At 69.7% G+C, this 20,407-nt stretch carries 16 protein-coding genes and 2 pseudogenes; 5 read left to right on the forward strand and 13 right to left on the reverse strand.

Translation table 11 applies throughout. The features are described 5' to 3' along the window. Window positions 1-364: 364 nt before the first annotated feature. From OG933_RS44970 to OG933_RS44980, 3 genes are all read right to left on the reverse strand, one after another. Window positions 365-874 (reverse strand): hypothetical protein, encoded by a 510-nt coding sequence (locus OG933_RS44970; RefSeq protein ID WP_405624702.1) that lies wholly within the window; start codon window positions 872-874, stop codon window positions 365-367. Between the two features lie 203 nt (window positions 875-1,077). Continuing rightward, complete coding sequence (locus tag OG933_RS44975) at window positions 1,078-1,752, reverse strand: class F sortase (RefSeq protein ID WP_405624701.1); 675 nt, start codon at window positions 1,750-1,752, stop codon at window positions 1,078-1,080. Between the two features lie 114 nt (window positions 1,753-1,866). Beyond that, window positions 1,867-2,316 carry a sortase gene (locus tag OG933_RS44980; RefSeq protein WP_405624700.1) on the reverse strand — a complete coding sequence of 150 codons (450 nt, stop codon included), beginning with the start codon at window positions 2,314-2,316 and terminating at the stop codon, window positions 1,867-1,869. Window positions 2,317-3,299: 983 nt separating this feature from the next. On the opposite strand from OG933_RS44980, the gene OG933_RS44985 reads away from it, so the two are divergent. Both OG933_RS44985 and OG933_RS44990 read left to right on the forward strand, forming a co-directional pair. After that, window positions 3,300-3,650 (forward strand): hypothetical protein, encoded by a 351-nt coding sequence (locus OG933_RS44985; protein ID WP_331739665.1) that lies wholly within the window; start codon window positions 3,300-3,302, stop codon window positions 3,648-3,650. A gap of 38 nt (window positions 3,651-3,688) precedes the next feature. Then, window positions 3,689-4,281: pseudogene (locus OG933_RS44990) on the forward strand (hypothetical protein); the annotation flags it as partial. 84 nt (window positions 4,282-4,365) lie between these two features. Here the strand turns inward: OG933_RS44990 and OG933_RS44995 are convergent. Together OG933_RS44995 and OG933_RS45000 are read right to left on the reverse strand one after the other, a co-directional pair. Then, on the reverse strand, window positions 4,366-5,148 hold the full coding sequence (locus OG933_RS44995) for a sulfite exporter TauE/SafE family protein (RefSeq protein ID WP_331740754.1): 783 nt from the start codon (window positions 5,146-5,148) through the stop codon (window positions 4,366-4,368). A gap of 192 nt (window positions 5,149-5,340) precedes the next feature. Further along, on the reverse strand, window positions 5,341-5,496 hold the full coding sequence (locus OG933_RS45000; protein WP_331739663.1) for a hypothetical protein: 156 nt from the start codon (window positions 5,494-5,496) through the stop codon (window positions 5,341-5,343). Window positions 5,497-5,722: 226 nt separating this feature from the next. Between OG933_RS45000 and OG933_RS45005 the strand changes: the two genes are divergently transcribed. From OG933_RS45005 to OG933_RS45015, 3 genes and pseudogenes are all read left to right on the forward strand, one after another. Continuing rightward, a complete protein-coding gene (locus OG933_RS45005) occupies window positions 5,723-6,751 on the forward strand; it encodes an SDR family oxidoreductase (RefSeq protein WP_405624699.1) in 1,029 nt (342 codons plus the stop codon). A 485-nt stretch (window positions 6,752-7,236) separates the two neighbouring features. Further along, a pseudogene (locus tag OG933_RS45010) lies at window positions 7,237-7,386 on the forward strand (SAM-dependent methyltransferase); the annotation flags it as partial. Between the two features lie 149 nt (window positions 7,387-7,535). Beyond that, the gene (locus OG933_RS45015) at window positions 7,536-10,706 is read left to right on the forward strand and encodes an NACHT domain-containing protein (protein ID WP_405624698.1); all 3,171 of its coding nucleotides are present in this window, start codon (window positions 7,536-7,538) and stop codon (window positions 10,704-10,706) included. Window positions 10,707-11,347: 641 nt separating this feature from the next. Here OG933_RS45015 and OG933_RS45020 read toward each other — a convergent pair. The 8 genes from OG933_RS45020 to OG933_RS45055 form a co-directional block, all read right to left on the reverse strand. Further along, on the reverse strand, window positions 11,348-12,118 hold the full coding sequence (locus OG933_RS45020; RefSeq protein ID WP_405624697.1) for a maleylpyruvate isomerase family mycothiol-dependent enzyme: 771 nt from the start codon (window positions 12,116-12,118) through the stop codon (window positions 11,348-11,350). Continuing rightward, window positions 12,115-12,417: a hypothetical protein gene (locus OG933_RS45025; protein ID WP_331739657.1), complete on the reverse strand. Its 303-nt coding sequence runs from the start codon at window positions 12,415-12,417 to the stop codon at window positions 12,115-12,117. Before OG933_RS45025 ends, OG933_RS45020 begins: the two co-directional genes overlap by 4 nt. 2 nt (window positions 12,418-12,419) lie before the next feature. After that, window positions 12,420-12,548, reverse strand: a complete 129-nt coding sequence (locus tag OG933_RS45030; protein ID WP_405624696.1) for a helicase associated domain-containing protein — start codon at window positions 12,546-12,548, stop codon at window positions 12,420-12,422. Between the two features lie 387 nt (window positions 12,549-12,935). Then, complete coding sequence (locus OG933_RS45035; protein WP_331739654.1) at window positions 12,936-13,517, reverse strand: hypothetical protein; 582 nt, start codon at window positions 13,515-13,517, stop codon at window positions 12,936-12,938. 673 nt (window positions 13,518-14,190) lie between these two features. Then, window positions 14,191-14,751, reverse strand: a complete 561-nt coding sequence (gene tpg, locus OG933_RS45040) for a telomere-protecting terminal protein Tpg (RefSeq protein ID WP_362533219.1) — start codon at window positions 14,749-14,751, stop codon at window positions 14,191-14,193. A gap of 3 nt (window positions 14,752-14,754) precedes the next feature. Further along, entirely contained in the window at window positions 14,755-16,851 is a 2,097-nt protein-coding gene (gene tap, locus OG933_RS45045; RefSeq protein ID WP_405624695.1) for a telomere-associated protein Tap, read from the reverse strand. A 137-nt stretch (window positions 16,852-16,988) separates the two neighbouring features. Continuing rightward, entirely contained in the window at window positions 16,989-17,492 is a 504-nt protein-coding gene (locus OG933_RS45050) for a hypothetical protein (RefSeq protein WP_405624694.1), read from the reverse strand. Then, window positions 17,489-19,882, reverse strand: coding sequence for a Helicase associated domain protein (locus OG933_RS45055; protein ID WP_405624693.1), 2,394 nt, complete (start codon window positions 19,880-19,882; stop codon window positions 17,489-17,491). The genes OG933_RS45050 and OG933_RS45055 overlap by 4 nt, the downstream gene beginning before the upstream one ends. Between the last annotated feature and the right edge of the window lie 525 nt (window positions 19,883-20,407).

Raw genomic sequence — 20,407 nt, forward strand, 5'->3', positions numbered from 1 at the left:
GCCTCCCATGCGTGCAGTGCCAGCCGGATCGGCTCCGGTGACACTGAGCAACTCTAGGAGAGGTTGCTGACACTGTCAGCCACACAAAGGACCAGCTCATCACGCCAGCCGAGCGTAAGAAATCCAGATAACGGCCTGTTCATCGCTCAAAAATTCCACCGGTACGAGCCGGACCGTAGTCAGCCCCGGAGCAAGCCCGGAAGCGTTTCACCGAACCCCAGCGGCGAAATGGATCACTGTGCTACACGGACATGATCATTCTCACCGATAACCGCTGTACCGATGTTCCTACCAGCGATGGAGGCCCGTGGGTTCAGGGAAACCGAGTCTGTTCAGCGGGAACTCGCGGGTCGGTCGGTGTGCATCAGCTGGGCGAATCCGTGGGTTCGGCGGGAACCGTGGGGTGGGCTGCGAGGCGGCGGGCTTCGGCGGTGACCTCGGCATTGACCTGGTCCACGGTCCTATCGCCGTATTCGAGGATGCCGTACTCGTCGTCGAGCTCAGCGAGGCGCTCGGTCAGGGGCAGCTCATGTCCGTGGCGCTGATGAATCCGGAAGGTGAACTCCCGAGGCGTGAGCTCTCCGGCGAGCATGCGGCGTGCGAGGGCTCGGGCGGCGGCTTCCTGACCGGCCTCGCCGCCGACTGGATAGAAGGAGAGGCCGAGTTCTCCGAGTGCTGCGGGAAGCAGGCCGTGGACGTCGTAATCCGCCTCGGCGCGCGTGCAGGCGGCGAGCATTCGAAGGCCGGGGGCGTCGAGTCCGGCGACGAGCGCATCACAGGCGGCATTCACCACGTCGCTCGCGCGGATTTCCCCCATGCTCCAGAGAGCGGCATGGTCCTGTAGAGCGATTGCTGCTGCTTCGGTCGACGTCACTCGTCCATGATCCCTTCATGGTGCGTGGTCTATTCGTCGCCGCCATGACTTTCCGTCGCCACTGGATGTGAGACAGAGCCGTTGATTGGACAGTCCCCCCGGCAGTCCAACGACGCGTGTGTCCAACCTGTCGGCTCCTGGTTGGCGCTGGTGGAGCAGCTCAGGAGGCAGCGGCTGTGCCGGACTGACGCCGAGCGATGGCCTCATCTGACCGCGGTGAGTGTCGCGTAGACCACGAGGTTGCCCTGGTATCCGGTGTGCTTGGCGTAGCCCCCGCCGCAGGTGATCACCCGTAGTTCGGCGCGCTCGGAGATGCCGTACACCTTCTTGCTCGGGAAGCGTTCCTTGTCGTAGACCTCGAGGGCGTCGACGGTGAATACGGCTGTGCGCCGGTCCGCCCGGTCGATCTCGATGGTGTTGCCCTTGGTCAGGGCGCCGAGTTCGTAGAAGACGCCCGCGTTGCCGGTGGGCAGGTCCACGTGGCCCGCGGTGACGGCTGTCCCGGCAGATCCTGGTGCCGTGCCCTCGCTGTACCAGCCGGCGCGGTTGGGGTCGTCGGCGGGCGGGGGCTCGAGCGCCCCCGATGAGTCGAGGTGCAGCTTGGTGACGGGGGTGTTCACGTTGATGGCGGGGATCCGGAGCCAGAGCGGTTCCGCGGGCGGGAGCGGGGACACGGCGGGGCCGGCTGGGGCGGCGGTGCGGTGGACCGAGGCACCTGGCAGTGGAGAGAGTGCCTGGCCGGCGGAAGGCTGTGGTGGCTGCTCGTCGTGTACCGCGCCGGCCAACAGCAAGGTCCCCGCCACGAGCGTCCAGGCCAAAGACCTGGCCGAAGGGATGAACGGGGATGAGGGAGAGTCGGTGGTACGCCTGGAGGCCATCGCGGTGGGTTCTTTGCCTGCAGCGGGGGAGAGGGGAGGCGATCGGTTCCCGGCGGCTTCCGGGACCAGGGAGGCCTCGGGAGCCGGCCGGGGGAGCCGGTGGGGCAGAGGCAGTCAGTTTCGGTTCGAGCGGCGGCGCATCCTCACCAGCCCCCCGGCAGCGGCTGCGGCGACCAGCGCCGCGCCCAGAGCGAGCTGCGGGGCTTCCCTTCCTGTGTCTCCGAAACCGGCCTCGACGGCACCGTCAGGCTGGCGTGTTGGGAGCTGGTACGAGTCCGTGATCCTGGTCCGCGGCGGGCATTTGACGGTTACGGTGTCGGTACCGGGCGAAGATCCTTCCGGCACGGTGAACTCGCCGGTGAGTACGCCCTTGCTCTCGCCTTCGTACAGGTGGAACGCCCCTGCCGCCTCGGACTCGCCCTTGCCGTAGGTCACGTCCGCACCGCATGCGGTGGTGCTGACGGTGACCGTGGAGCCGTGGGAGGTTAGCTGCGGGCGAATGTCGAGACCTGAGTCACCGGCGGCAGCGGCGACTGGAATCTGAAGAGCTAGGAAACCGGCCATCAGGCCGATACTGAGGCCAACACGTGTATTGCCCACAAGAACCCCTCCAGCGCAGCATTGTCCGTTCTATTGCGTTAAGCCTGAATTGTGCATCACTGCTGAGGCAACCGACGCTGTGTCACCTCCGCAACATGACGGATCGGCACATGTCTCGCCCGGACAGGCGTATCGATTGCCTGAAAACGGGCATTCACGCGGGTCAGAGAAATGGGAGCCGGAGTGGTGGGGGATTCGCCACAGGTCGGCAAACAGGCTAGTGATAGGCGGGGCAGGTCATCGACACAGATCGGTGTTCACCTGTTCCAGGCGGCCGCGGACCGATAGGCCCCCTGCATCAGGGATGCGCCGGGCGGCTCCGTTACCGTGCTCGACGTCGCCTTATCCGACGCCGACCGCCTCGGCATCGACGTCACCATCGCCGCCACCTCCACCGCCCACGACACCGGATCCGCTGCGCGGGGCTGCTTCACGAGGCAGAGACCGCCGATCCATGGATGAACCTTCCTCTCCCTCCCCTGCGCGGGCGCTCCTACGGTCGAGGCCGCGGGCACGCACCGGGGCGATGTCCAGGACGTCGCGGACCATCTCGTTGGCGGGCGCGGGGAGCTCGGGTGAGCACCTTTGTGGCCTGTCCGGCAACGCTCGCCGCGTGTTCGCCCGGCGTTCCCCGTGGGGCTGACTTCAGTGGAACGCCGGCGACCCGGAAGGTGAGGCCGTCCGCGCCGCCTCCATCGGACAGCTGTCCGTCGTCCACGTGATCAACCGGCTGACCCGGCGCCTGTCCGTCCTGGACATCCTCTGGCTCGGGTAGCCGCCCGTGAGTACGCCCCGACGGTCGCCCTGATGGAACAGGGCCTCAACCCCGCCCGCCGCACGCCGGTGCGCCCAACGCTGACCGGGCATCGTCGACTGCGGGCTACTCAGGACGATCTAGGTACTCGCGCCCAAGCGGAGCACGGTGCCCGCTGCCTAGCATCCGGAGCATGAGTTCTGTTGAGCAGACAGTCGGGTCGAGTGAAGGGCTGACGGAGCGTCAGCAGGAGCGGGGTGCGACATCGTTTGTGCTGGGCGCTGCCGCCGTCGCGATGATGATGTGCCCGTTTCTGCCTGCCTGGGTCCCGCCCTGGTTCCGCTTCTTTCCCGTGTACTTCATCGTGCCCACGGGGATCGGTGCGGTCGTCTCCGGCCTCGTCGTGCTGCACAGGGCGCGGGGCCAGGAGGAGGCGGCGCCCTCCTGGGCGCGGGTGGGAGTCGCACTCGGCGGGGCGGCGGTTGTGCTGTCGCTGGCCGTGATCGTCTGGGCGATCTGGGCGCTGAACCAGGCCTACCAGTAGAGGCCGAGCCGAGTACGCAGCCCGGAAATGGGTGGGCAATCCCTACGGCAGGCCGGGGCCGCAGGCGTTGTCCCGCCGTGTCCTCCCAGCGGTCGGTGACGTTGCCCTGCCTCACTGCCGGCACGATCGCCTCCTCCACCGCGCTGATCGGCTTCGGCCTCGACTCGGTCATCGAGGTCTCCTCCGCCGCCGCGGTCGCCCGGCAGTTCTCCGCCCGCGACCACACAGTCCGCGAAGTACGCGAGCAGCGCACCCTGCGGATCATCGCGGTGTCGTTCTTCGCGCTCGCCGCCCCTGTCGCCGTCGACGCCGTCCGCGCGCTCACCGGCACCGCCGAGGCCGAACCTTCCATCCCCGGCATCGTCGTCGCCTTGTCACTGGCGATCACGCCGTCTCTCTCTGCCGCTTAACGCAAGGCCGGACGCGAACTCGGCGCTGCCTCCGCGGTCGCCGACTCCAAGCAGACGCCGCTGTGCGCTTACCCGTCCGCCGCCCTCGTGATCGCCGCCATCGTGGTGAAGGAGGGCCGCGACGCCCGGCAGGGCAAGGGCTGTTGCGCCCCACGGCCGCGGCGGTGCCGTCCGCCGAGCTGGACGCGTGCGGCTGCCGTCCCGGCTGCGACTGCTGCTCCTTGACCCCTCCCGCTCACTCCAGGGCCTCGGTACCGGACCGGGCGCCCACGTGTGCACGGCTGGTTGTTCCCCCGACCCTTTGCTCAGGTGAGGGTCTGGACGGCGTAGAGGGTGCCGATGGCGGCGGCCAGCGCGCCCAGCAGGAGGCGCAGTGCGGTTTCCGGGATGCGAGGCTGGAGTCGGGCGCCGAGGTATCCGCCGATGAGTCCGCCGAGGCCGCAGGACACACCCAGGTACCAGTCGGGTGAGATGTTCCCTCGCCCGGTCAGGGAGAGCAGCGCGAAGGTGGTGGCACCGACGAGTGAGGTCGCGAAGGTGGCGGCGAGCGCGGCGGGGGCGACACGGGCGACGGGCATACCCCGGCCGACGAGGACCGGACCGAGGAGGGAACCGCCACCGATGCCGTAGATCCCGCCGACGACACCCACGGCCACGGCGAGGGCGATGACCGTCCGGTCGGAGGGTTCGGCGGCGGGCCGGCCGTGTGGCCGACAAAGGGTGCGGGCACACAGCCACAGCCCGAGAGGGAGCAGGAATCCGGCGATGAGCAACCGGAAGACGACCGGGCCGGGGAGGGCGAAGACCCGCACGGCCGCACCGATGACCACACCCGGCAGGGTGCCCAGGAGCAGACGCCGGGTGAGCGGGCCGCGCACGGCGCCGGTTGCGCGGTGGCGCCACAGCGATCCGGGACCGGCGACGACGTTGAAGAGAAGGTTCGTCGGCGTGACAGTAGGGCTGGGCACCGCGAACACGCTCAACTGGACGGGGAGAAGGAACACCGCTCCCGACACCCCGACCGGCGCGGTCACCACCGCTATCAGCAATCCCGCAGTCAGCCCGCCCAGCCCAAGCCACCACTCCACCACTGCCCCCGCCTGAGATCGTCCGAGCCAGTATCGGTGCGCGCGCCCCGGCACAGCCAACGTGAAACACGGCGATCACATCTCGACTGGACCGGCCCAGCGTCGGCCAGCCTCCTCAGTGTCGGCCGCACCGCCCGCAAGGCCGTCCGGCGAGATCACCGTCCTGCTGTCGTAGCCGCAGGAGCGGCCGCGTCACAGTCGGCGCCCTGCTCGCCGATTGCCCCGTTTTGCTTCGATGATCTTGTCCATGGCTTCGGTGTAGGGGTCCTTGAAGTCGTCCCCTTCGAGGTCGTCGCGGGACATCGACTCCATCAGGGCGAGCGCGCCCTTGATCTCCTCCTCGGACACGTCGCCGAGCCCGCCCCGACGGACGGCGAGCGGGCCGGCGTGAAGGGACTGGGCGACGGACCCGGATCAGGCGGCCCGGCTGTGGGGGCTGTCGGCACGGCTGACCGGTGTGAACACCCTGCGCGGCCCAGCCGCGCAGGCCGGCGCACCGGGCGGGCCCCGCGTGCGCCCGGCGGGGCCGGGGTACTCGGCCGGTCCCTGCGAGGACCGGCGAGAGGAGCCGAGGGTGAGCAGCGCAACGGGCAGCAAGGTCGTCGTCACGGGTGCCACCGGAAATGTCGGCACGAGCGTGGTGCGGCTTCTCTCGGAGGACCCGGACGTGGCCTCGGTAAGGGGTCTCTCCCGGCGGATCCCGGACTGGTCGCCGCGGAAGACCGAGTGGACGGCCGTCGACCTGGCCTCGGACCGGGCCGATCTCGCCGCCGCCTTCGTCGACGCGGACGCGGTCGTGCACCTGGCCTGGGCGTTCCAGCCGACCCACGATCCGGCGGCGACCTGGCGTACGAACGTTTTGGGCAGCATCCGGGTCTTCGAGGCCGTGGCCGCCGCGCGGGTGCCCGTCCTCGTGCACGCGTCCTCGGTGGGCGCGTACTCGCCGGGACCGAAGGACCACGCGGTGGACGAGTCCTGGCCCACGCACGGCTGGCCGGACGCCGCGTACTGCCGGGAGAAGGCCTACCTCGAGCGGACCCTGGACACCTTCGAGCGCGACCACCCCGGGATCCGGGTGGTGCGGATGCGGCCCGCGTTCCTGTTCAAGCGGCAGTCGGCGAGCGAGCAGCGGCGCATCTTCGGCGGCCGGTTCCTGCCCGGCCCGGTCGCCCGCCCCGAACTGCTGCCGTTCCTGCCGGACATTCCGGGACTGCGCGTCCAGGCGCTGCACACCGACGACGCGGCCGAGGCGTACCGGCTCGCGCTGCGTACCGAGGTGCGCGGCCCCTTCAACCTGGCCGCCGAGCCGGCCCTCGACGCGGAGCTGCTCGGCGAGATGTTCGACGCCCGTCCGGTGCGCCTGCCCCGGACGGTGGCCCGATCGGCGATTGCTGCCGCCTGGGGTCTGCGCCTCCTCCCGTCCTCCCCGCACCTCTTCGACGCGGTGCTCAGGCTCCCTCTGATGGACTGCACGCGTGCCCGCGTCGAGCTGGGCTGGCATCCGCAGCACACGGCGCCGGAGGTGCTGGAAGAGTTCCTCCTGGGACTGCGGGCCGGTGAGGGCGAGGCCACCGAGCCGATGCGGGGGCGCAAGGTGGGCTGAGCGCCCGGCGCCCACCCGAATCCTCCTGTCCGCCTGCGCCCATGCACGCGATGAACAACCTTGCGCGCCTCCGGCCAGCCGTCCGTACGGATCCCCCAGACCCCAGACCCCATCCCCCGCCGCCGGGAACGCTGTGCGGAACGCAGGGAGGCCCGGCACCTCCACCGTGGCCGCCGCGCTTTCGTCGTTGCCGAGTCCGAGCTGTCGGCGTGCATTGGCGGCGCCAGCCGTCACCGGCGCGAGGGCGGCCGCGACGCCCGGCCCGACGCGCGGACAGCGCCCCGGCGACGGTGTCGATCGCGTTCAGGGACTCGTCTGCGGCCGCCCGGCTCCAGCTTTCCGGCCCGTCGAATCGGCGAGCCCTGCTTCCCGACAGGAAGACTGGCCCGGCCGAGTCGGGCAGCAGGAGTACCGGTCGGACGTGGACCGGTGGGACACGGCGGTGACGGCGGAGAGGCTGTCGGAGGCGAGCGCTATGGTGCGTGGCCGTGGACGAGGTATTCACCGGGGCCGGTGGTTTCCGGATCACGGTCATCAGCGAGCCGGAGCCTGACGTAGCCGCCCGCGAGCTGCTCCCCGAAGCAGCTATGGCGACCGAGCCGCGCTTCCTGTGCTTCCTGTTCTTCGTCCTGCAGTGCCGATGTGCTCGGACGGTGGACGCCGCAGCCAATGCTGAGCACCCCGCTTCGCGGTCCTCCGCGTCCTGTGCAATCCCCCCGACGGGACCAACGGCGCACGGTAGCGTCAGCCGCGGCCGAGCCTGTACAGAAACGGGAGTGAGGGAATGGTGGCACGCAGACTCCTGGCGTTCGCCGACGCGCTGGTGCTTCTCGGTGCCGAGCCGCCGCGGCTGGCGGCGTTGGATCGGGCGCTCGGTGGGGCGTTGAATCTGGCGACCGCCGGGGTCAGCGGCACGGTGATCGGCATGGCCGACGCCAACGGACGCCTCCTCGGCCTCGGACGCGACGCGCTCCGCGGCGTCGGCGCCCGTCTGCACCGTACCCAGGCACGTGCGGAGCGGACCGATGTGCTGCGCGCGGCGCACACGGTCATCGTCGTGGTGGCCTTCTTCGAGGCGATGGAGGAGGTGGAGCTTCCGTTCACCCTCGCCGAGGTGCGATTGACCCGCGACGAGCAACTCGCCCTCGCCCGAACGGAATCAGGCTCGACCCCGCGGATGCCGGACCTGGTGTCATTGCTGCTCGCCACGGACCTGCCCTGCCCGGCACCGCACATACGGCCCTCCGCACTCACCGCGATGCTGCTCGGGAGTTACGCGGAGTACGCCCGCAGGTTCTTCGACTTCCTGCAAGGCCTTGCTCTTTGGGAGCACCTGGACGCGGTGCAGCGCCTTCGGACCCATGCGGCTCTCATCGATGACCTGCCGCACGCAGCTCTTGCCCGATACCAGAGTCTCTACGTCGAGCTTGCCAAGGCGGCGCCCGAATTCGGCTTCTGGGTCACACACGTGGCGCAGCAGGCGATCCACACAGACGTCGGCCGTGCCCTGTCCGGGATCGAGACCCTCCTCACCCGCACCGCCGAGGCGCTGCGCCCGCCGGTCGACGTGGCCTCCGCGCTGGCGCGCGCACACCGGGCGGCGCTCGCTCACCCAGTGCTGGACGCCGCGTCGGCGCCGGACGGCATCAGGATCCCCACCCTTCAGGACCTCTACCTCGACCCGGACTTCCGTGTCAGTGCCGTCTCCGGACAGGCCGCACCCGCCGACCACGAATGGTGGGGCCGATTGCCCCTCCGCCGAGACCTCACCCGCTACCTGGCGGGGGCCCTCACCTCTCCCCACCTCGCCGAGGCCCCCCTGCTGATCCTGGGCCAGCCCGGCGCCGGCAAATCAGCCCTCACCCGGGTGCTCGCCGCACGGCTCCCCTCCGTCGGTTTCCTCCCCGTGCGCGTGCCGCTGCGGGACGTCCGGGTGGAGGACGAACTGCAGGACCAGATCGAACAGGCGATCCGCGCCTCCACCGGCGAACGGGTCAGCTGGCCGGAATTGGTGCGCGCGGCGGGCGGCAGTACCCCCGTTCTGCTCCTGGACGGCTTCGACGAGTTGCTGCAGACGACCGGCGTCCACCAGACCAACTTCCTGGAACGCGTCTCCCAGTTCCAGCAGCGTGAGGCGGATCAGGGGCGGCCCGTGCTCGCGTTGGTGACGAGCCGGACCTCCGTGGCCGACCGCGCCCGATACCCCACCGGCATGGTCGTCCTACGCCTGGAACCCTTCCGCACCGAGCAGATCACGACCTGGCTGGCCGTGTGGAACGAAGCCAACACGGTCGGATTCTCGGCGCACCGCCGCGGCCCGCTCACCTGGCAGCACCTCGAACGGCACGCCGAACTCGCCATCCAGCCACTGCTGTTGACGATGCTCGCACTGTACGACGCAGCCGAGGGCGCTCTGCGGCGCGCCGACGACTTCGACGTCACCGAGTTGTACGAGCAGCTGCTGTCCTCCTTCGCCCGGCGCGAGGTCGGAAAGACGACACTCCATGCCCTCCCCGACGCGGACACGGCCGCCCTCGTCGAGCAGGAACTGCAACGTCTGTCACTCGTGGCCTTCGCCCAGCTGAACCGGGGCCGCCAGTGGGTGTCGGCCGACGAACTCGAACAGGACCTCAACGCCGTACTGGGCAGACAGCCCGTGCGACCACCGGGATTCCGCACCCCGCTCACCGCCGCCGAAACGGCCCTCGGCCGCTTCTTCTTCGTCCAGCGAGCCCAGTCCGTACGCGACGGCCAGGTACTGGCCACCTACGAGTTCCTGCACGCGACCTTCGGCGAGTATCTGGCCATACGCCTCACCCTGCACCTGCTCACCGACCTGCTCGCACCCCGCCCCACGCTTTCCCTCGGGGACACCCGCATCGACGACGACCTCGCCTACGCACTGCTCTCCTACACCTCCCTGGCGTCCCGGCAGATGCTGCGCTTCGCGCGGTCGCTCACCGGCAGACTGTCCGCGCCGGAACGGCGCCGGCTGACCCGGACCCTCATCCAGGCCCTGACCCAGCACACGACGCGCACCGCAGACCAGTACCCGACCTACCGGCCCGCCCTACTGCGCACCACGACACGCCACGGCCTGTACGGCTCCAACCTCGTCCTCCTGACGGTGCTGTTCGCCGAGCGTTGCACCGCCGCCGAGCTGTTCCCAGACTCCGCTGACCCGCCGGGTGCCTGGCACCGGCACTGCCTGCTGTGGCGCTCGGCGATGAACGAGAGCCAGTGGACGGACTTCGCTCTCTCCGTCGACGTGCATCACACGTGGGACGACGAGGGCCGGGCCCTGGAGATATCGCTTCGCTCCGAGCCAGGCACCCCACCGCAGCCGCTCGACATGAACTGGCACTTCCGCTACCCGCGAGGCAGCGAAGGCACAGGCTGGTCACGGTCGTACTGGGATGAGCTGTGGCACAAGACAGCCGTGTCCGGCGGAACCAATGACTCGGTGATGCGGCACGCCCTGGACCCGGTATTCCGGTGGCTCGGCCAAGCCGTGACTGTGTTCAGCCCGGTCGACGGTGCTCCGGCCTCATCGCTCGCGCACGACCTGCTCGAACTGCTGCTGGCCGATCGCACGACCATGAGCGACAGGGAGCTCGGCGATCTCTACAACCGGGCGCTCCGGGGAACGCGACTGCTGATGGACATGCGCCACCCCCAGCTGGTGTCGGCCGTGCACGCCCTTCTCACGGCCTTCGGCCAGGACAGACGGCGAGTCCCCGGCGACGCACACGACGGCGTCCTGCTGTTTCTCACACAGCTCATTCAGCTCATGTTCGGTGACAGCGAGAGGGTACAGCCATTGCCGGTGACCGTCTCCGATGCACTGTCCCATGCGCTGGCGTCCCACCGACCCTTGGTGCGCGCCCTCGTATCAACGGAAAACTGGGCCCTGATCGCACGCCACCACGATCCGGCCACCGGCCCGCCGGAGTGAGCAGACGAGGTGGCGGTCAGCGAGCAGTCGGCTGGCCACCCGGACGATCCCCTTGCTCCCGGGAAGGTGACGCGCGGCGTGGAGCGGCCCTCGGCACCGTGACGAGGATTCCAGGGAGCGCACCGCGCCGGAGTGCTGCGGGCGCACCCAAGCAGGGTCGTCGAGGACGCCCCAGAGCCGTTCGTCGGCGATGCCGTCTCCGGCGCCACGATCGAGACGTCCATGCCGTGCGCGACCTGGTCGTAGAGGGCGCGGTCGAGGCCGGATCAGCCGGACGGCCCTGTCCGCCCGGCTGATCCGGCCGCCGCTCGCCGACGCGGATGGTGGCGACCACGTGCTGGTCCTGGACGCCGCCACGGCGGTGATCGGTGACCCGTACGCGCATCCCGGCGGCGCGGACGGCGCCGAGCAGGCGCAGAACTGACAGCGAGGGAGCCTGATCGGTTTCTCAACGAGTGCGGGAGTGCGGGACGACGTGGCCCGTGACAAGCCGGCCACCACCACGATCCAGCAGCCGACCGAGCGATTCGCGTCGCAGAGCGCAGACATGCTCCCGGCCTTGGCGGCCTCCCGAAGCCGCATGTCACGTCTTGCCCGGGGACGAGTCAAAGAGGCCGTCCGGCGGCAGCCTGCTCGCTCGTCTACGGCGCTGTGAAGAGCAACGGGAAGCGCAGGCCCAGCCACGGTTTGCGGCCCCAGACGACGACCTTGGCGCGGGCCATGGCGGTGGGGGCGGTCCAGCGGCCCAGGGCGAGGAGGAGGAAGGCGACGGGGTCGATGGCTATCGTGCAGTCGGGCCGCCGGGGCGGGGTGTCGGAGACCGTGGGCACGCCGTCCGCGAAGGTGACGGCGAAGCGGTCGCGGCCGACCCGCAACAGATAACACGCGTGGTGGCCGGCCGCGCCGGCGTTCACTGCACGCGGCATGGCCAGTCGCATGAAGGGCAGCGTGAACGCGACCACTTCCCGGTTGACCATGTGGGGCCCGCGCAGCGCGACCGCGATGTCGTATCCGTGCCCGAGCAGGTGCGTGAGCAGGTACGAGCCCAGGGCGGCCAGGTTCATCGGCCCCATCGGCGTCAGCAACGCCTCGCGCGAACTGCGGCCGGCCGCGGCCACAACGAAGGCTCGGGCGGTATCCGCGATCTGCGCACCGAGGACCGCCGGATCCCGCTGCGGGAAGACGGCCAGAGCCGCACGGTTGGCCGCCGCGAGACCGCTCGGCGTCCCATCGCCGTAGGGGCGCTCCTCGCCCGCCCCGATGTCCGCCATCAGTTTCCCCGCCAGCGCGAGGTGCGCCGCCGCCTCTCCCACCGTCCACTCCGCGCCCGGCAGCGGCGTGCGTGGGTCGGCCCCCACCAGCAGCTCCGCGATCCGGTCGGCAGTAACGACAATGGCATCCCCGGGTGTCATGAACGCGATCGTGTCGGTGCTCGGACCTGCTGTCCAGTGCCCTGCCGACCCCGCTCCCCGCCCGTACACAGCTTCCCGGGCCGCGCCAGCTGTGCGCGGCCGGACAAGGGCCGCGGCCGGACAAGGACGTGGACCAGGACGACGACGGCCTGGCGGGCCGCGCCGCCCCGCACCCACGCGCCGGTGAACCGCACCTGACCCTCAGCCCAGTCGCCCAGCCGCAGCCACGGCCGCACCCGGCCCACCAGGTAGCCCACCACGAGCGCCGCGACGGCAACCACCAAGACGTTCGCGCCCATCGTCAGGACCACCGCATCCCGATGGCGGCCAGCTGCTCCATCCGCTCCGGCGTCAGCGTCGCGGCCCTGCTCCGCTGATTCCCGATCCAGGCACCCAGCTTGAGCTCCCGCTCCTCCTGGTCCTCGCCCACCCAGCTTGAGCTCCCGCTCCTCCTGGTCCTCGCCGACGATCCGCTCGACGTGCTTCCTCGGGACCTGAAGGTGCCCCTCGCGCTCGTGGAACTGCTTGGCGGCCTCGTAGTTCACCGCCCACTTGCCGGCCTGCGTACGGCGAGGTCTCGGCTTCTCGTCCTCGCTGGCGGGCTTGATCCCGAGGACCTGCTCGCACATCCACTGCTGCACGGTCGTGAGCTGAGCCCACCCGAGCCGCACCGACGTCACCCACCGCCCGAGATCCTCGCCCTGGCGCAGAACCTCGCCCGCCGTGGTGGGCAGCGCCTCACCCGCGTCCAGGCGCATCCGGACCAGGTGGAAGCACCGCTGCCACCGAATTTCCGGGGTGTGGGTAGCTTCTGCGTCTAATGGTCCCGGGGTGTGTTTTGGCTGGTCAGGGGTGTTGTGCTGGTCATAGGCCTGGGCTGGTGTCTGGGTGTCGGCGGTGTAGGGGTCCGCCAACGGGCCGGGGGCGGGGCCACATCCCGCGGCGGCACTCCGGCGTTCACGGCCGCCACGACAGTGTGCTGCAGGGCCTTCTCGAGCAGGGCGGCGCTGTGGCTGAGGATGCGCAACAGATGCTGGGCCACGTCCGCACTCGAACCGGTCTGCGCCCCGCGCAGCTGGATGAGCTGCTCCTGAGCGCCGTCGACGAGACTGGTGATCTGGGCGCGCTGCTCGGCGGGCACGGTCGAGCGCCACATCGTCCCCGAACCCGGCGCTTTCTTCTCCTTGCCCAGCACGCGCAGTTGTCCGGCCATCGTGGAGGGCTGGTTTTCCTGGCGCAGCCACCAGGGGGCGTTGCCGTATCCGGGTGGTCCGCCGGCGCCGCGGCGGATGCGGATGACGCTGCCCATCCAGGAGGTCAGCGGGCCGCCGTAGTCGATCGCGGCCAGCGGCCCCAGCCACGGGCGGTCCACCCGCTCGCCGAGCCGGCGGCAGAACATCCCGTCGGAGGGCAGCGGCCGCGGCCGCCCGGCCCCGCTGTCGGTCCACGCCAGCTGGGCACATGGCCGGGTCCAGCAGCGCGCCGGCGACGGCCACGACCTCGGGGAAGACGACCGCGTCCCGCCCCACGATCCGCCACCGCTCCAGATCCCCGCTGGCGTTACCGCCCGCGACCTGGTGCAGGCGCCGCGGCCTCCCGATCCAGTTGAGGGCCTGCTCCCACCACCGGGCCACCACCGCGTGCGCCAGCGCGAACACCCTCTCCGGCTCGGCCCCGGCCCGTACCGCCCGTCGCGCCACCCCGGTCCACTGCCGCTGCGCAGCGGTCACCTCCGGCAGAAGCCGCACGTCCGTGCACAGGCGGCAGCCGAACGACACCGGCCCGGCGACCGCGCCCCCGGTCCGCCAGCGACGCGGTCGTCTCCCCCTGCAGGGGAGCGGGCCGCAGGAGGCCGAGGTGATGTGTCACTCCCTCACGGTCTCGTGTTCGCCGTCCCGGGCGGGCGCCTTCGCAACAGATGCCCAGCGGATCAAGCACACCGGATCCCCGGGAGGGTTGGGAGAGGGCTGTCCCCTTCGCAAGCTGCTGCCTCGGCTCTTTCGCCAAGCAGGGCGGACAGACGAGGAACGGGAGCCCGACGAGCAGGTCCGGCCTCCCGGTTGGTGTGGGGGTTAGTAGTCGAGGTCGAGGTAGTCGATGTCGTTGAGGGTGACGTCGGAGAGTCCCATGGCGCGGCCTCCGCCGTCCTGGAAGTAGATCTCTTTGAATCCCTCGGCGATGATCCCTCGCATCTCCCGGTCGCTGGCGCCTGTGTTGCGGGCGTCGAACAGGCGTTGTGCGTACGCAGGGGGAAGGTGCACGGTGAGCCGTCGGAAGCGTCCGTCGTCGGTGGTGCCGACCGGTGCGGTGTAGCCGAACCGGGCCCGCGTCTCCACCGTCACCCCACCGGTAGTGGCGGCCTGCTTCTGTCGGCGTTTGCGCACCAGTGGCTGCCAGCGTTGCCGTACCGCGTCGTCGATCTTCGCGGCGACGTCGGCACGGGCGTGCTTGCGGGCACCGCGCCGGTAGCGGTTCACCGAGTCGGCGGTGACCCCGATCTCCTGCGCGACGGCCTTCGCACTGCCCAACTGCTTGATCAGGTAGCCGATCTGACCCTTCAGCGTCTTCGGCGGCTGGCGGGTGAACGATTCCCGGTCGGCCCGTTCGATCGCGTCGTCGATCTCTCCGGCCACGGCCTACTCTCCTTCGTCCAGGACGGCGTCGCCGCCCTTGATGTGGCGGGCGGGGTTGTGGCCCTGCTCCATCAGGTCGACCGCCCACAGCATCGTCTGGACGCCTTCCAACTTGGCCAGGCCGGGCGTGGGCCCGAGGCGGAACCCTCCGGGCTGCGGCTTGCCCGACGCGGCGTACGGCAGGAAGTCCAGTGGCGAGGCGCCGGGGGAGGGGTAGACGACGCAGTCGGAGAGCACGGCGAGCGGGTACAGGCCCGTCATCCTGGCCATGTTGGTGAGCTTGCGGTGCATGTTGACCCGCGCCTTGGAGATGACGGCGGCACGGATGTCGGGGCGCCAGGTGGGGCGCTGGAGGGCCGGCCACCGTTCGCCCTCCTTGTACTTCTTGCCCTGGGGGCGCTCGCGGAGTTTGCCGATGCCGCCCTTGACGGTGGCCTTGATGGCGGCGAGGACGGCCGCCATCGCGGGGTCGGCGTCCTTGTGCCGCTCCATCGCGGTGAGGAAGGCGCGGTCGTCCAGGTCCTTGGTGACGCCGAGGTCGGCGAGGGTGTCGACGTAGGCGTTCTTCAGACGGTCGTGCCACGGGTCCAGGTACGCGCCGGTCTCCCGGCGCAGATACGCCTCGATCGGCGTCACGTTGGAGCCGAGTTCCTGGGCGTAGGCGACGGTGTGCGTCTGATACCAGGCAGGTCCCGTCGGCCGGGTGCCGTCCGGCGTGAACGGCGAGGGCAGGCGCGGGTCCACCTCGATGTGGGACAGGTCGACCAGCCAGCTCCCGGGGATCTTCGGGTTGAACGCCGGGGCGTGGAAGTGGTCCGGGGCGGAAAGGCCGACGACCAGGCGGGCCGCGGCGGCAAGGAACGCGGTGTTGAGGTCCAGGCCCACCGCGTACGGCAGCGTGCATTCCTCATCCGTCAGCAGGCTGACGTCGCGCACCCACTGGTACGCCTCCTCGTTCAGGAACCCGCCGCTCCAGCCGCTGTCGACGACGACGGGGTGCTCGGGGGTGGCCTCCGGCGGCGCCGGGTCCATCGGTTCCGTCCCCAGCGAGCCGGGGTTGTGGCCGGGCACCCAGTTACCGCTTGCTTCGTCCCGCATGGCCCGGGTGGGCGGGCGCAGCGCCGTCATCAGCTCCAGCCCGGAGACGGCCGTCGACCCGCGCGGGGTGATGACGCGGGTCGCGTACACACCGAGGACGCGGGCGACGTCGGCCGGCTCCATCTCCGCCACCCCGGGCCAGGACCGCTCATCGAGGGCGTCCCACGACAGGATCGCCAACTGCACGCACTGCCGCTCGCGCCCCTGGACTTTGCGGTAGATCCTTGCCCACGGCCCGAACCCGCGCTGGGTGAGCCGCCACTTCGCCTTCACCACCTGCTTGACCACCAGATGATCCTCGGGAAGACGCAGCGATCGGCGCTGCTCGTGGCCTTCCAGGCGTTCCGGGAGTCCGAGTTTCACGGCAGCCGCGCCGGTGAGGACGATCAGCGGGTCGCTGTCCTTGCCGTTGCGGTGCAGGCGCGGCGCGCCGAGGCCGGACTCGTGCAACGTCCACTCCACCAGCTCCACCACGCTTGTCGCCGGGCAGTCGAGCACGATCCCGTCGATGCCGTAGGCGGAGCCGTCACCGTCCAGCACGGCGAGCGGCCCGTGCGGGAAACCCGGGTCCAGCGCGGGCCTCGCCGCCTTCTTCACGCCTGGGCGACGCGACGCCGCGGCGGGCCGGGGGGCGGCGGGATGCGGTGCTTCCGCAGCCACAACGGCGTGAGTCTGCTGGGCGTTTGCTGTCGCGGATCCGGTCGGTTCACCAGAGGCTGCCGGCGCCGTCGCGGCAGCGGCGGCGACACCGTGGGCCGGGTACTTCGCAGCCCACCCGTCCAGCAGCCGCTGGTAGGCATCCAGACGCGGCGACTTCGGCTCGCTGCGGCCGTTCTCCCAGTTCTTCACCGACTGGGTCGTCGTCTTCAGCGCGGTGGCCAAACGGGCCTGGGTGATGCCGGCAGCCTCACGCAGTCGGGCACGCTCCGCCGGAGGCGGCAGATGCGGCTCCTCGTTCAGCAGAGCATCAACGGACGCGAACAGCTCTTCCTCAGTTGCCATCCCTGCACCTCCACTCCACGTAACCACAAACTTATCCCACTCCTTAACCCTTATGCGCCCATTCTGGAGCTGTCGGCGGTGTGTCCCTTGAGATTCATGGTCCACACGCCGGCAGCTCCGGCCGGTGACTGGTGGGTCTACCAGGCGGGGCGTATGTCCTGGCGGGCAGTGGAGAAGCCGGTGGGCATAGGCGATTCCGTCCGCCACAGCACACCTGGGTCCGGCGGGCACGGCGGGTACTCACCGATGGTCAGCACCGGCCCGTGCAGGCGCCGGTGGCCAGGCACAGGCTGTTCGGCCAGTACACCGTCGCGCATCATCCACAGCCCGAAGCAGTGGTCGTCCTCGTCATGGATCAGCACCTGCACGCTCTCCGGATACGGCCACGCCAGGGACTCCAGGTGCCGGAGCAGACCTGAACGCGGACGCACCCGCTCGAACTCGATCACCCACGCGCCAACAAACAGGTCCAGCTGCTCGAAGTGACCCTCCCAGCTGCGCGAGTCATCCGGCTGTGTCAGTGGTTTCATCACCTCGTCGGCGTACGGAGCCAACACGATGACCTGCGCGAATCTGCTCATGCCGAAGTATCGGCGGACACCGTCCGCCGACGGCAATCGAATTGGGAGACCAGAGGTCACGTGGCCCAGTCGAGTCCGAGCGCGGCAAGCTGCGCGAGCCGGTCTCCGGGCAGTTTCGCCCTGCGCCCCTTGAGGTTCATGATCCACACTCCCAGCTTGATCGGGTGTTCCTCACCGTCGATCACGATCCGTTCGATGTGGGAGCGGCTGATCGGCCCCACCGTGCCCGTGCGGTCCTTGTACTGAGTCAGCGCCGCCAGACCCCGCTCAAAGGCGTCAGAACCGCCGCGAGGGGCCTTGCCGGGCGTCTCCGGCTCAAGCGCCAGCGGCGTGATGCCGAGCTCCTCCAGGAGCTCGCGCTGGCCATCCATGAGTCCTGCCCACACGCCCGGTTGGCGCTGCCGAAGGAGCCACCGTCCGACGTCCTGTCCTCCCACGGTGACGCCCGGCAGGAGCTTCGTTCCGGTCTCGTCGCGCAGCAGCTCGCGCACGGCGGCGTAGTGGCGGTGCCAGTCGGCCGGCCAGGCGGGGTTCCAGTCCGGGTCGATCGCCTCGAGCGCGGCCGCCCATTCCGGGTGCCCGTCCAGCGCCCCGGGCCGTCGGAGGTTCGCCAGCCACATTCCCAACGGCCGGTCCAGCACCGTGGCTGTCCGCGGAGCACAGAGACTGAACGCCTGCTCGTAGTAGACCCGCGCGGCCGCCAGGTTCTCCTGGAAGCGTTCATCGGCCGGCGACCACACCATCCCGAGTTGCTCGAGCCGGCGGGCGCGCTGGCAGGTCATCTGCCCGGCTCCGTACGCCCGTCGCTGTTCTGCCACCCACTGCCCGAGCGGTGTCGCGCCCTCCCGGTGCTCGTAGGGCACCCGAGCGTTCCCGACCCGCTCCACGTACCGCCGCAGCGCCGCGTAGCCGCGTGCCCAGTCCTGGCGTTCGGTGTCGATCACATTGAACGACACCCACTCCGCGACCATCACCGGATCCCTGGGGGCGGCAAAACGGAGCAGCAAACGTGATTCTTCCTCGCCCTCCTCCGGCGCGACACCGATGTTCACGGACGGCTGTGCGACGTCTTTCTGCGGCTCCTGCGGGATCGCGAGCAATTCGACGGCTTCTTCGTCGTGCGCGCGCAGGCCCTCCAGGACTTTCACCAGGGGCCGGTAGGAGCCGGAGGTGAACATGTCCTCAGGCTGCTCTCCGGGCTGTAGGAAGACGGGCACGATCAGGGAGGCGAGCTTGCCTTGTCCGGGCTTCTGCCGGAGTGCCCGGCCGATGGCCTGGACGATGTCGTGCGGCGCTCCCTTGGGGTCAAGTAGGGCAACCGAATCCACGCTTCGAATATCGACACCCTCGCCCAAAACACGACAGTTCGACAGCACAGCTCGCTGCGCCGTCGACCCGAACGAACCCAGGACCTCCCGCCGGCGCTCGGGGACGTGTTCGCCGCACAGCCAGTCCGCCCAAATCCGAGAGGGGTACGTCTCGGGCTGGTCGGCGTGCAGTTTCGCCGCGACGCGCTCCAGGCCCTCCGCGTACGCCTGCGCCTCGATCGTCCGATGATGGAACGTGATGCACGTCTGCAGGTTGTGCTGGCTCATGGTGTGCAGGAGCGCGGCCTGCAAGGCTCCCAGCCGCTGACCGCGTACCTCTTCGCTGCGCCGCTCCTCGCCCATCAGCCGTTCGGGGGTGACCACGGGGTCCTTCAGCTCCAGGACGATGATCTGATACCGCGCCAGCAAGCCTCGGGAGACGGCAGAGGCGAGCGAGAGCTTGTACAGGACGGGGCCGAAGACCTTCTCGTCATCCATGGAGGCCGCCATCTCCCTCGGCAGCGCATCCCGCACCCCCTCAGCAACCTCCCGGCTGAGCCGCTCCTCCCAGATTCGCGGCGTCGCCGTCAGGTACAGCCGCCTGTACGCCGGGATGACGGTCTGGTCATGGATATCCGCCCACGCCTTACCCATCGACCCACTTGTCCTGTGGGCCTCATCAACCACCGCGAGGTCTACTGGATCAAGCTTCTGACCGTAGACACCCTCGAACGCCTCCGCCAGCACCCCCAGCGACGCGTAGGTGGCGTAGATGGTCACGGGCCCGGAGCCGTGCCACAGCGCCAACTGGATCGGGTTCGTCGTGGAGCGCACCTTCAACGACCACAGCTCCGGGTCGTCCTGGAGAGAACACACGGCCACCGCCGGCCCCTTGTGCCCGGCCTCGTGCCACGCCCTCACCGTCTGCGCCAGCAGATCCAGCGTCGGCACCAGCACGAGCACACGCCCCCTGGGCACAAGCCGTTTCGCCGACGCGGCAGCCATGATGGTTTTCCCCGTCCCACACGCGGCGTGCACTTGTCCACGAAGACCATTCCAGGGAATACCACCCGGCGGAACATCAAGACCCCGCACAATGGCGGCAACGGCCTCGATCTGGTGATCACGCAGCTTCACGGCCATGCCCCATGTTCTCCTTTTCGCGGAATGCAGCGCGTAATAAAAAATGGAATCCAGGCGTAAGGTGCGCAGCGCTAGGGGTGTAGCATCTGATCCCAGACTCTACACAGTCACAACTTGTGATGCATCACCCGCACACCAACTTCGCACCCGAGGGTGACACAGTGACTCAATCTCACTCACGAACGGCCGTTTCCCTGTATGCTGACAGGCCATTGGCGGACATGCCGGGACGGTCAGACGATGGGGGAGGGGTTCAGGGTGGAGCGCAGCGGAACCCGTCACTACAACGAGGCCGGCACCCCGTCAGTCGACGGTCCGTCACATCCTTTACAGGGATGATGGCTGGGAATCCCAAGCCTTACACAGTCCCGCGCGCGATGCACCCCCCCTACTGCCAGCCCCAGGAATCCCGCTTGCGGGATTCCCCCAATTCGCGCTTGCGCGAGTGGGCACACACCTAGAATTCCGCTTGCGGAATTCGATTCCACGCTTGCGCGGGAATCTGGCGGAGCGTCAGCGGAGCCG

Source organism: Streptomyces sp. NBC_00016 (assembly GCF_045040885.1).
Lineage (GTDB): Bacteria > Actinomycetota > Actinomycetes > Streptomycetales > Streptomycetaceae > Streptomyces > Streptomyces coriariae.

Excerpts from the sequence above, each read along its gene's own strand:
- OG933_RS45025 (WP_331739657.1), bottom strand. The coding sequence starts at position 12,417 with ATGGGCGCGAACGTCTTGGTGGTTGCCGTCGCGGCGCTCGTGGTGGGC.
- OG933_RS45020 (WP_405624697.1), bottom strand. The coding sequence starts at position 12,118 with ATGACACCCGGGGATGCCATTGTCGTTACTGCCGACCGGATCGCGGAG.
- OG933_RS44980 (WP_405624700.1), bottom strand. The coding sequence starts at position 2,316 with ATGGCCGGTTTCCTAGCTCTTCAGATTCCAGTCGCCGCTGCCGCCGGT.
- OG933_RS45035 (WP_331739654.1), bottom strand. The coding sequence starts at position 13,517 with ATGTTCTGCCGCCGGCTCGGCGAGCGGGTGGACCGCCCGTGGCTGGGG.
- OG933_RS44985 (WP_331739665.1), top strand. The coding sequence starts at position 3,300 with ATGAGTTCTGTTGAGCAGACAGTCGGGTCGAGTGAAGGGCTGACGGAG.
- OG933_RS45055 (WP_405624693.1), bottom strand. The coding sequence starts at position 19,882 with ATGGCCGTGAAGCTGCGTGATCACCAGATCGAGGCCGTTGCCGCCATT.
- OG933_RS44975 (WP_405624701.1), bottom strand. The coding sequence starts at position 1,752 with ATGGCCTCCAGGCGTACCACCGACTCTCCCTCATCCCCGTTCATCCCT.
- OG933_RS45015 (WP_405624698.1), top strand. The coding sequence starts at position 7,536 with ATGGTGGCACGCAGACTCCTGGCGTTCGCCGACGCGCTGGTGCTTCTC.
- tap (WP_405624695.1), bottom strand. The coding sequence starts at position 16,851 with ATGGCAACTGAGGAAGAGCTGTTCGCGTCCGTTGATGCTCTGCTGAAC.